Source organism: Stenotrophomonas sp. SMYL20 (genome assembly GCF_036320045.1).
GTDB classification, from domain to species: domain Bacteria; phylum Pseudomonadota; class Gammaproteobacteria; order Xanthomonadales; family Xanthomonadaceae; genus Stenotrophomonas; species Stenotrophomonas maltophilia_A.
In genome coordinates this window covers 1-9,997 of record NZ_JAWIRT010000026.1, presented here as the reverse complement: position 1 = coordinate 9,997, position 9,997 = coordinate 1, and the positions used below count along the sequence as shown (strand labels likewise).

Annotated in this window: 10 protein-coding genes and 1 other RNA gene; 8 read left to right on the top strand and 3 right to left on the bottom strand. The window is 67.4% G+C overall.

Going from position 1 to position 9,997, the window contains the following annotated elements; translation table 11 throughout:
* The first annotated feature begins 289 nt into the window (after positions 1–289).
* Positions 290–769 carry a DM13 domain-containing protein gene (locus V3B48_RS17665; RefSeq protein ID WP_049461627.1) on the top strand — a complete coding sequence of 160 codons (480 nt, stop codon included), beginning with the start codon at positions 290–292 and terminating at the stop codon, positions 767–769.
* Between the two features lie 123 nt (positions 770–892).
* Here V3B48_RS17665 and rnpB read toward each other — a convergent pair.
* Positions 893–1,244: RNase P RNA component class A (gene rnpB / locus V3B48_RS17660), an RNA gene on the bottom strand.
* 178 nt (positions 1,245–1,422) lie between these two features.
* Here rnpB and V3B48_RS17655 point away from each other — a divergent pair.
* Positions 1,423–2,082 carry a type IV toxin-antitoxin system AbiEi family antitoxin domain-containing protein gene (locus V3B48_RS17655; protein WP_329894154.1) on the top strand — a complete coding sequence of 220 codons (660 nt, stop codon included), beginning with the start codon at positions 1,423–1,425 and terminating at the stop codon, positions 2,080–2,082.
* A complete protein-coding gene (locus V3B48_RS17650) occupies positions 2,079–2,948 on the top strand; it encodes a nucleotidyl transferase AbiEii/AbiGii toxin family protein (RefSeq protein ID WP_329894153.1) in 870 nt (289 codons plus the stop codon). The genes V3B48_RS17655 and V3B48_RS17650 overlap by 4 nt, the downstream gene beginning before the upstream one ends.
* A 152-nt stretch (positions 2,949–3,100) precedes the next feature.
* Here the strand turns inward: V3B48_RS17650 and rsmI are convergent, their stop codons facing one another.
* Positions 3,101–3,919: a 16S rRNA (cytidine(1402)-2'-O)-methyltransferase gene (gene rsmI, locus V3B48_RS17645; RefSeq protein ID WP_005412235.1), complete on the bottom strand. Its 819-nt coding sequence runs from the start codon at positions 3,917–3,919 to the stop codon at positions 3,101–3,103.
* Between the two features lie 81 nt (positions 3,920–4,000).
* Between rsmI and V3B48_RS17640 the strand changes: the two genes are divergently transcribed.
* From V3B48_RS17640 to V3B48_RS17620, 5 genes are all read left to right on the top strand, one after another.
* A complete protein-coding gene (locus V3B48_RS17640) occupies positions 4,001–5,722 on the top strand; it encodes a penicillin-binding protein activator (RefSeq protein WP_285301872.1) in 1,722 nt (573 codons plus the stop codon).
* Positions 5,712–6,080 carry a YraN family protein gene (locus V3B48_RS17635; protein WP_177179500.1) on the top strand — a complete coding sequence of 123 codons (369 nt, stop codon included), beginning with the start codon at positions 5,712–5,714 and terminating at the stop codon, positions 6,078–6,080. Before V3B48_RS17640 ends, V3B48_RS17635 begins: the two co-directional genes overlap by 11 nt.
* A 110-nt stretch (positions 6,081–6,190) precedes the next feature.
* Positions 6,191–6,835 carry a metal-dependent hydrolase gene (locus V3B48_RS17630; RefSeq protein ID WP_329894152.1) on the top strand — a complete coding sequence of 215 codons (645 nt, stop codon included), beginning with the start codon at positions 6,191–6,193 and terminating at the stop codon, positions 6,833–6,835.
* Entirely contained in the window at positions 6,832–8,217 is a 1,386-nt protein-coding gene (locus tag V3B48_RS17625; RefSeq protein WP_329894151.1) for an FAD-linked oxidase C-terminal domain-containing protein, read from the top strand. Before V3B48_RS17630 ends, V3B48_RS17625 begins: the two co-directional genes overlap by 4 nt.
* 341 nt (positions 8,218–8,558) lie before the next feature.
* On the top strand, positions 8,559–8,744 hold the full coding sequence (locus V3B48_RS17620; protein ID WP_032128040.1) for a hypothetical protein: 186 nt from the start codon (positions 8,559–8,561) through the stop codon (positions 8,742–8,744).
* Positions 8,745–8,974: 230 nt separating this feature from the next.
* Here V3B48_RS17620 and thiL read toward each other — a convergent pair whose 3' ends face one another.
* On the bottom strand, positions 8,975–9,937 hold the full coding sequence (thiL, locus tag V3B48_RS17615) for a thiamine-phosphate kinase (RefSeq protein ID WP_329894150.1): 963 nt from the start codon (positions 9,935–9,937) through the stop codon (positions 8,975–8,977).
* Between the last annotated feature and the right edge of the window lie 60 nt (positions 9,938–9,997).

Here is a 9,997-nt window from a genome sequence, read left to right as displayed (position 1 = left end):
CCGGGGGGGGGGGGGCGCCCCCCCGCCCCCCCCCCCCGCGCGCCCCGCCCCCCCCCCCCGCCCCCCCCCCCCCCCCCCCCACGACCCGTCACTGCGATCCAAGGCTGCCAACGTCATTCAGCTTCCCGACGCAGCGCCTTTCCGCCCGCGCCACAGGGCCTGCGTTGCCGCAGCCACCCCACTGTGCCCTTTTTGCACTTGGCACTGTGTCTATAAATGCCGCCCGCAACCTCCCAAGGTGGTCATGCCCGGCACCATGCCGCGCGATCCACATCCACATGGAGGCCCCATGCGCCGCACCCTCATCCTGCTCGCCACCCATCTGCTCACCCTCGGCCTCGGCTTCGGCCTGGGCGTCTACTTCCTGCCGATCCTGATCGCTCCTGATGATCCGCCCGCGGCACAGGTGCAGGCCGCCATGAACGACGCCACCCATCACACCACGTTCCGCCGCGACCTCAAGGGCAGCGACGCGGTGCACTGGGCGGAAGGCAAGGTCAGCGTCAGCGCACGCCAGGTGGCCTTCGACGGGAAGATGGGACCGGGACCGGACTACAAGGTCTACCTGGTCCGCGATTTCGTCGACAACAAGGCGGACTTCCTGAAGATCAAGGCGCAGGCCCGGCGCATCGGCGAGGTGAAGACCTTCAACCGTTTCCTGGTCGATGTACCCGATGACGTCAACGTGGACGACTACACCACGGTGGTGGTGTGGTGCGAGCGCTTCTCGCAGTTCATTTCCGCAGGGCAGTACCGCACGCCGGGCTGACGAACGCGCGACGTCGAGGTAGTGCCGGCCGCTGGCCGGCATTCTGTCCGCCCTGCAGGCAACGTGAAGCTGCCGGCCAGCGGCCGGCACTACCGATGCGCGGTTCACGCATATGGAAGAAGGAGGCGGAGCCGGCCGATAAGCCGGGTTCTGTCGTGGACAGTCATTCCTCTAGGCGTTACGTCACCGCAACGCTCAAGCAACCTACCCGGATCCAACGCGGGCCGCGCCAAAGGATCCCTATTTGGTCTTGCTCCAGGTGGGGTTTGCCGTGCCGGTCTGTTGCCAGACTCGCGGTGCGCTCTTACCGCACCATTTCACCCTTACCGGCCTTCCGAAGAAGACGTAGGCGGTATCTTTCTGTTGCACTTTCCGTCGGCTTGCGCCGCCCAGGCGTTACCTGGCACCTTGCCCTATGGAGCCCGGACTTTCCTCGGCACCCCCGAAGGGATGACGCGACTGTCTGGCCGGCTCCGCCAGTGCACATTCTAGCCTACGCACGCCCTTCCTGCCGTGCTGATCGCGGCGTCCGGTTCATCCATCCACGCATGGCGTGGATCTACCGACTCCGCTGCTCTGGAGGGTGCGGATTCCGCTCTGGTGGGTGCGGACCTTGGTCCGCACCATTCACTCGTCACTCGCCGCAGCCAACGATGTTCCTTTTTGTCGGTCGATATTCAAAACACCCGACATTATGGAACAATGCCGTCATGGGAAACGCTGAGGCCAAGGCACGAAAGCTATTGCGACGCGCAGGCACCCTGCGCGCCCGCGAACTGGTGACTGCCGGGATCGCCCGCGCCCAACTGACCCGCCTGGTCGAGGCAGGCGCACTGATCCGGTTGTCCCGTGGCGTCTACGCGTTGGCGGAAAGAAAGAGCGACGACACCGATGATGGACTGCGGATCATTGCAGAACGCCTGCCACACCCCCGTCTATGCCTGCTGAGTGCCCTGCGCCTGCATGGCCTGACCACCCAAGCACCATTCGAACGCTGGGTCTCCATCGGCAACAGCGACCGCGTTCCGCGGATCGACTGGCCGCCCCTCCGTGTGGTCCGCATGTCGGCAACGACCCTCAATGCGGGGCTGGAAGAACGTCGCGTAGGCGGACGTCTCATATACGTCAGCAACGCTGCCAAAACCGTCGTCGATTGCTTCAAGTTCCGCAATCTCGTAGGGCTTGATGTCGCACTTGAAGCCCTGCGTGACGCGCTTCACAGCCGTGCAACCACGCCGGATGCGTTGATGGAGTATGCGCGGATCTGCCGCGTTGCCAGACTGATGAGACCGTACCTCGATGCCCTGGCTTGATCCCCTCTCCAACACCTCCCCACCGCGTTGCTTCCATCCGGCAACGGCTGCTCGATCTCGCACGCAAGCGGGGTGAGGACTTTCAGTTCGTGCTGGACAGGTTCGCCGTTGAGCGCCTGCTCTACCGGCTCTCCGCTTCTCGATACCGCAACCAGTTCCTGCTGAAGGGTGCCATGCTGTTCGCAGTGTGGTTCGACGCGCCGCACTGCCCTACACGGGATGCCGATTTCCTGGGATCCGGCAGCGCTGAGCCCGATCGCCTGCTACATATCGCACTTTCGCTCTGTGGAATGCCCGGGGACGACGGCCTGCGCTTCGATCCAGGCAGCATCGTCATCGAGGCCATACGTGAAGAAGCCACGTACGAGGGGCTGCGCATGCGCCTGATCGCACATCTGGGCCGCGCACGCTGCCATGTGCAGTGGGACGTCGGGTTTGGCGACGCGGTGATCACCCCGCCGCCGGAAATCACCTATCCGGTGATTCTGGAGGGATTCCCTCCAGCCTGCCTGCGCGTCTATCCACGCGAAACCGTGTTTGCCGAAAAGCTCGAGGCTATAGCGGCACTGGGCATCGCTAACAGCAGGATGAAGGACTTCTTCGACTTGCTGGCACTGATCCGCGAAGACGCCATGGATCGCCCGCACCTTGTTGCGGCCATTGGCGCGACGTTTGATCGACGAAGGACCCCGGCGCCAACGCCCCTGCCCTACGGACTGACTCAGTCATTCGCCGCAGATACCCAGAAGCAGACCCAGTGGCGCGCCTTCCTGCGCAGGAATCGCCTGATCGCGCCGGACCTCTCTTCGGTGATTGCCGAGATTGCCAACTATCTGGACACCCTCGACACACCCGTACAGTCCTGACGTCGCAAGGCCTGGCGCTATCGGTCCGCCCGGGTGGGTGCAGACCCCGGCGCGGCCCGTTCATCCACGCATGGCGTGGATCTACCGATTCCGCTGCTCTGGTGGGTGCGGATTCCGCTCTGGTGGGTGCGGACCTTGGTCCGCACGATCCATCAACTCCCGTACAACGCCTTGCGCGGTGCGCCGGTCAGCTCGGCAGCCAGCTTGGCGGCGGTCGACGGCGGCAGATGCTCGCTCAATTTGGCGTAGACACGGCGGCCATGCGCCAGCTGCGCTTCCTCATCGTCGCCAGCACCCTGCACCATCACCACGAACTCGCCCTTGCGCTGGTTCTCGTCAGCTTCCACCTTCGCCAGCAGGCCGGCCAGGTCACCATCAAGCACGGTCTCGAACAGCTTGGTCAGCTCGCGGGCCAACACCGCCGGGCGCTCACCGCCGAAGATCGCCGCCATGTCGGCCAGCGATTCGGCGATGCGGTGCGAGGATTCGTAGAACACCATGGTGCGTACTTCACCGGCCAGCGCCTGCAGGCGGTCGCGGCGGCCGCTGGCCTTGGCCGGCAGGAAACCCTCGAAACTGAAACGGTCGCTGGGCAGGCCGGCCACGCTCAGCGCGGCGATGGCAGCACAGGCGCCGGGAATCGGGCTGACCTTGATGCCCGCCGCGCGCGCAGCACGCACCAGGCGGAAACCGGGATCACTGACCAGCGGGGTGCCGGCATCACTGACCAGCGCCAGCGATTCGCCGGCCTGCAGGCGCGAGACCAGGCGCTGGGCCAGGGCCTCTTCATTGTGTTCGTGCAGGGCCACCAACGGCTGCTGGATGCCGAAATGGGACAGCAGCTGGCCACTGCGGCGGGTGTCTTCGGCACAGATGGCCGCCACCGACCGCAGCACCTCCTGCGCGCGCGGGCTCAGATCGGCCAGGTTGCCGATCGGGGTGGCGACGACGTACAGGGTTGGCACACTCATTTCAGCGGTACTCACGGGGCAAGGGTAGAATCGTAGCGTGTACCCGGCCAAGGCCGCTGCCCTCATCGCATGGACCCGATCATGAACAAGCCCGCCGCACGGATCTCCGCCCTGTCGTTGTCGCTGATGCTGCTGGCCGGTTGTGCCACCACCAGCCTGACCAGCACGCCCGATTCGCCGGCCCAGAGCCAGGCGCTGGCGCTGATCGAACAGGGCAAGCCGCGCGACGCCGCGCTGCAGCTGGAAGCCCTGGCCGCCACCCTGCGCGGCGGCGCTCGCAGCAACGCGCTGGCCGACGCGGCCTGGGCCTGGCACCTGGCCGGTGACAGTGCGCGCGCGCGCAGCCTGCTGGGCCAGCTCACCGCCCGCCAGCTGTCCGGCGCCAGCCTGCAGCGCTACCAGCTGACCGGCGCCGAGCTGGCACTGGCCGACAAGCAGCCGGCGCAGGCCCTGGCCCTGCTGAAGGACCACGGCGACAACGTGCTGCCGGCGCTGCGTACGCGCTGGTATCTGGCCCGCGCCAACGCGCTGCAGGGCACCGGCGATGCCTTCGGCGCCGCCACCGAACGTGCACGCGCCCATGCCAGCCTGACCGGCAGTGCGCGCAGCGAGAACCAGGCCGCCATCTCCGGCCTGCTCGGTACCCTCGACGACGCCACTTTGCGCAGCCGTGCCGCTGCCCTGCCGGCCAACGATCCTCTGTACAACTTCGCCGGCCGTGCGCTGATCGCGCGCGGCCTGCCGCTGCCACGCCCGTTCGACCGCGATGGCGCGGCTCAGTTCGACACCAGCAAGCGGCCGCCGGCGATGAGCGACGGTTACCGGCCGCCGGCCAAGCTGGCCGTGCTGCTGCCGCTCAGCGGCCGCCTGGCCACCGCCGCACAGCCGGTGCGCGATGGCCTGCTGAGCGCCTACTACGGTGAAAGCCGTCGCCGCCCGGACATCAATTTCTTCGACACCGCTGGCACCCCGGCTGGTGCCCTCGCCGCCTACGACAAGGCCGTCGCCTCCGGTGCCGACTTCGTGGTCGGCCCGCTGGGCCGCGACGAAGTGGACGCCGTGTACGGCCGCCAGCAGCTGCAGGTACCGGTGCTGGCCCTGAACCGCGGCAAGGATGCACCGCCGGCCGGCAGCGCTGGTTTCTCGCTGGCACCGGAAGACGACGGCATCGTCGCCGCCGAGTACCTGCGTGGCCGCGAGCGCAACCGCGCGCTGGTGATCAGCAGCAACGACGACACCGGCCGCCGTTCCGCCGCCGCCTTTGCCCAGCGCTTCGCACAGCGCGGCGGCCAGGTGGTGGCCACGGTCAATGTCAGCGAAGCCGTCGGCGATGTCGGCGCGCAGGTGCGCAATGCCGGTCAGGTCGATGCCGTGTTCCTCGCCGTGCGCGCCCCGCAGGCCCGGTTGCTGGCGCCGCAGCTGGCGTTGGCCGGTGCCGGTGGCGCGACCCGCGTCGGCACCTCGCAGCTGACCGTCGGCAGCGGCAAGGTGGAAGAAGACGTGGCGCTGGACGGCATCGTCTACCCGAACGAAGCCTGGAATGTGCGCAGCGTGTCCGGCCTGCCGTCGGCCAGCCAGGTGGCCAGCGCGCTGCCCAGCGCTCGCGGCGCCGCTGGCCGCCTGTTCGCTTTCGGTGCCGATGCCTGGAAGATCACCGCCTATCTGGACAAGCTGTCCAACGAGGGCGGCCTGGACGGTGCCACCGGCACCCTGTTCCTGGACAGCAACGGCAACATCCTGCGCCAGCCGGCATGGTCGACCTTCAATGGCGGCCGGCCGATGCCGATCGTCGGTGGTCGCTGAGCGCAGCCAACGTGGCTCGGCGGTGGAAGCTGCCGCCGAGCAGCATCTGCAACAGGCCGGGCTGCTGCCGCGTGCGCGCAACGTGCGTTATCGCGGCGGTGAACTGGACCTGGTGATGGATGACGCCGGTACCGTGGTGTTCGTGGAAGTGCGCTATCGCGCGCGTTCCGATTTCGGTGGCGGCGCCGCTTCGGTGGATGCGCGCAAATGCCGGCGCCTGGCCCATGCCGCGCAGCTGTACCTGCAGGACAACCCGGCGCTGGCCAATGCACCCTGCCGTTTTGATGTGGTTGAAGCCAGTGGTGAACCACCGCAGCTGCGGTGGCTGCGTGATGCGTTCCGGCTGGATGACTGCTGATGGTTACCGTCCGCTCTGGTAGAGGCCGACCTTGGTCGGCGCTTCTGTGCCAACCAAGGTTGGCACCTACCAGAGCGCAGCCTGGCCGGCACGACCACGGTGCGTGACTGATGCCTTCGATCATCACCCATGCCGCTGTGCCGTTGGCGCTCTGGTGCGCCGCTGACCGTGGCCGCATCCCGCCGCGCCTGCTTGCTGCCGGTGTGATCGCTGCGATGCTGCCCGATGCCGATGTGCTGGCCTTTGCACTGCACATTCCCTACGCCGATGCCTTCGGCCACCGCGGTGCCAGCCATTCGTTGCTGTTTGCCTGCGTGCTGGCGGCGGTGGCCGCGGTGTTGGCGTTCTTTGGTAGCCGCCGACCTTGGTCGGCACACCGCAGTTTCGGTAGTCGCCGACCTTGGTCGGCGGTTTCGTGCCAACCAAGGTTGGCACCTACCAAGGCAGGGCCAACGATGACATCGACCGTACAAGCCGCTGTATTCGTCTTCGTCTGTGCCGCCAGCCATCCACTACTGGATGCGATGACCTCCGGCGGCCTCGGCGTCGCCCTGGCCTGGCCATGGAGTGAGCAGCGCTTCTTCGCGCCGTGGCGACCCATCCGCGTTTCACCCTTCGCCCCGCAGTTCTTCAGCGCGCGGGGCGTGGCCACCCTGCTCTCTGAACTGCGCTGGGTGTGGCTGCCACTGGCTACCGCCGTTGTTGCCTGGAAACTGATCCAACCCGCTCCCGTTGCCCCACGAGATCCGTCATGAGTCCTGCCCTGCCTGCTGCACTGGTTGCCGAACTGTCCGCCCTGCTGGGCGCGGAGGGCTGGCGCATGGATGACGGCGCGCTGGAGGCGAACGCGCAGGACAACTCATGGCGTCACCAGCGCCCGGCGGCGGTGGCGCTGCCAGCCGACATCGAACAGGTGCAGGCTTTGGTGCGGGCCTGCCGTGCGCATGGCGTGGCCCTGGTCGCACGTGGCGCTGGTACCGGCACCACCGGCGCGGCGGTGCCGCTGCCCGGCAGTATCGTGCTGTCGTTCACCCGCATGGACCGCATCGTCGAGATCCGCGCCGGTGACCGTTGCGCGGTGGTGCAACCGGGCGTGCTCAACGGCGCCCTGCAGCAGGCGCTGGCCTCGCATGGCCTGTTCTGGGCGCCGGATCCATCCAGCGCCGAGATCTGCAGCATCGGCGGCAACCTGGCCTGCAATGCCGGCGGCCCGCGCGCGGTGAAGTACGGCACCAGCCGCGACAACGTGCTGGGCCTGGTTGGCGTTACCGGCACCGGCGACGTGATCCGCTGCGGCGGTGCCTACACCAAGGACGCCACCGGCTATGACCTCACGCATCTGCTGGTGGGCAGCGAAGGCACGCTGGCACTGATCGTGGAAGCCACGCTCAAACTGACCCCGTTGCCAGTCAGCCAGGCCGGCCTGCGTGTGCTGTACCGCGATGCCGATGCCGCCGCTGCGGCGGTATCGCGGCTGATGTCGCAGCCGGTGGTGCCGACCCGCCTGGAGTTCATGGACGCACGCAGCCTGGAGCTGCTGCGGCTGAATGGTGCCGGCGTGCCGGAGGCCGGTGCGATGCTGCTGGTCGAAGCCGATGGTGACCACGATACCCTGCCCTACCTGCTGCAGGCGCTGGCCAGCGCCGCAGAGGGCGACGGCATGATCGAACTGGATGTGGCGATGGAAGGTCGTGCACGCGATCAGCTGTGGGCCGCACGCAAAGCGTTGTCGCCCGCACTGCGCAGCGTCGCGCCGGGCAAGATCAACGAAGACGTGGTGGTACCGGTGTCGCGCATTCCGGAACTGGTGGCCGGCGTGCAGGCACTGGCACGTGACTACGCACTCACCATCGTCACCTTCGGCCATGCCGGCAACGGCAACCTGCACGTCAACATCCTCTACCACCCGGATGATGCCGACGAGAACGCGCGCGCGCATGCCGCGCTGCCAAAGATCTTCGAGCTGACGCTGGCGTTGGGCGGCACGCTGTCGGGAGAACACGGCATTGGCCTGGCCAAGCGAGATTTCATGGCGAAGGCCTTCACCGCAGAAACGCTGGCGACGATGCGAGCGATCAAGGCCGCGCTGGACCCGGACGGCATCCTCAACCCCGGCAAGGTGCTGCCGCCGGTGTAGTACCACTGCCAATGTGTTGACGACGACCCGCAGGAGCCCTCCCCAGCTGGAGGCGTCGCACTGTACCCGCTACGGACCTTCACGCTGCCAGCCGTCAACTGAAGCTCCATCCGGTGTCCAGTGTGCTTTGCAACTTGTTGCATGGGAAAACTGCGCCTTTGCCAGGAACATATCGCCAACAGCACCACACAGCTCTGACCCACGCCCGCCGTGAGCGCCAGCTGCCTGGTCCAGTGAGCCTGCAGTGACAGCACCATCGGCATCTCTGTGAGCCGTTGGCAACCGTCGAACGGGTTGGGTCGAAGCAACAGCGCCCACGCCCTGCGAACAAGGATGCCGAGATGTACAAGCCTCTCTATCCCCATGTCATCACCACTCTTGGCGAAGCCGCTGCGCGCCTGCCACATGACCTCGCGCCGATCCTGGAGCAGGCCCTGGCCGCGGTCAACGATGCGCGGTCGCTGGCAACGGTCACGTGTGAGTCCTGCCTGCAGCAGCGTCGCGGCAGGCAGCCGCAGGCTGACTGAGTACTGGATGTGCAGTTGCAGGCAGCTTAGCGACATCTGCAGAGCCGAGCCCATGCGCGGCTGCCATGGGGCACATCGCGATGAAAGCCGCGCTTCGCGCGTGAGCCGAGCGTAGGCTCGGCTCTGCAGCGTCGATGTCATCCAGCAACCGCGCACCGATACGGCAGCACCCGGTCATGCCCGGCGGTTTCAGTCGCGTGGCAGCGCCGGGCCATGCCCGGCGTCATCAATCAGACGAAGTGCTGGTATCCGCCGTCGGCGGCTTCGCCATCCACATGCACGCCCTGCCCTTCGGCAATGCGACCGATGCGGGTGAGCGGCACGTCCAGCGATTCGGCCAGGTAGTGCAGCGCGTCGCGCTGGTCGGCGGCGGCGGTGAAGCACAGTTCGTAGTCGTCGCCACCGCGCAGTGCGCAGTCGCGCGCGCCATCGCGGCCGAGCAGCTCACGCAGCGCGTGGGAGATCGGCAACGAATCGGCATCGACATGTGCGGCCACGTTGCTGCGCGTGGTGATGTGACCCAGATCGGCCAGCAGGCCATCGGACACATCCACCGCCGCGTGTGCGAACGCACGCAGGCGCAGGCCCAGGGTCACACGCGGCGTCGGCCGCAGCAGACGCAGGCGCAGGCTTTCGTAGTCGGCCAGCAGCGTGGCGGTGGCGATGCTCAGCGCAGCTTGCTGCCACAGGCGCAGCGCACCGGCGGCATCGCCGAGCGTGCCGCTCACCCAGATGTCATCGCCCACCTGCGCGCGGTCGCGACGCAGCGCCTGGCCACGTCCCACCTGGCCCATCGCGGTCACCGACAGCGACAACGGACCACGCGTGGTGTCGCCACCGATCAGCGCGATGTCGTGCTGGTCGGCCAGGGCGAAGAAGCCATCGGCGAAGGCATCGATCCAGTCTTCAGTGGCTTCCGGCAGCGACAACGCCAGCGTGCACCACGCCGGGCGCGCGCCCATCGCGGCCAGGTCCGACAGGTTGACCGCCAGGGTCTTCCAGCCGATATCGAAGGCCGGGGTTTCCACCGGGAAGTGCACGCCACTGTTGAGCGTGTCGGCAGTGACCACCAGTTGCTCATTGGCACGCGGCTGCAGCAGCGCAGCGTCGTCGCCGATGCCGAGCAGGATGTCGTCGCGCTCGAGGGTACGGGCGCGGATGCGGTCAATGAGGGCGAATTCGGCCAGGGACATGGGGCGTTCCCGCTGTTGTACGTGCCGCGCGGTGCGCGGTGGGCGGTAGTGCCGGCCGCT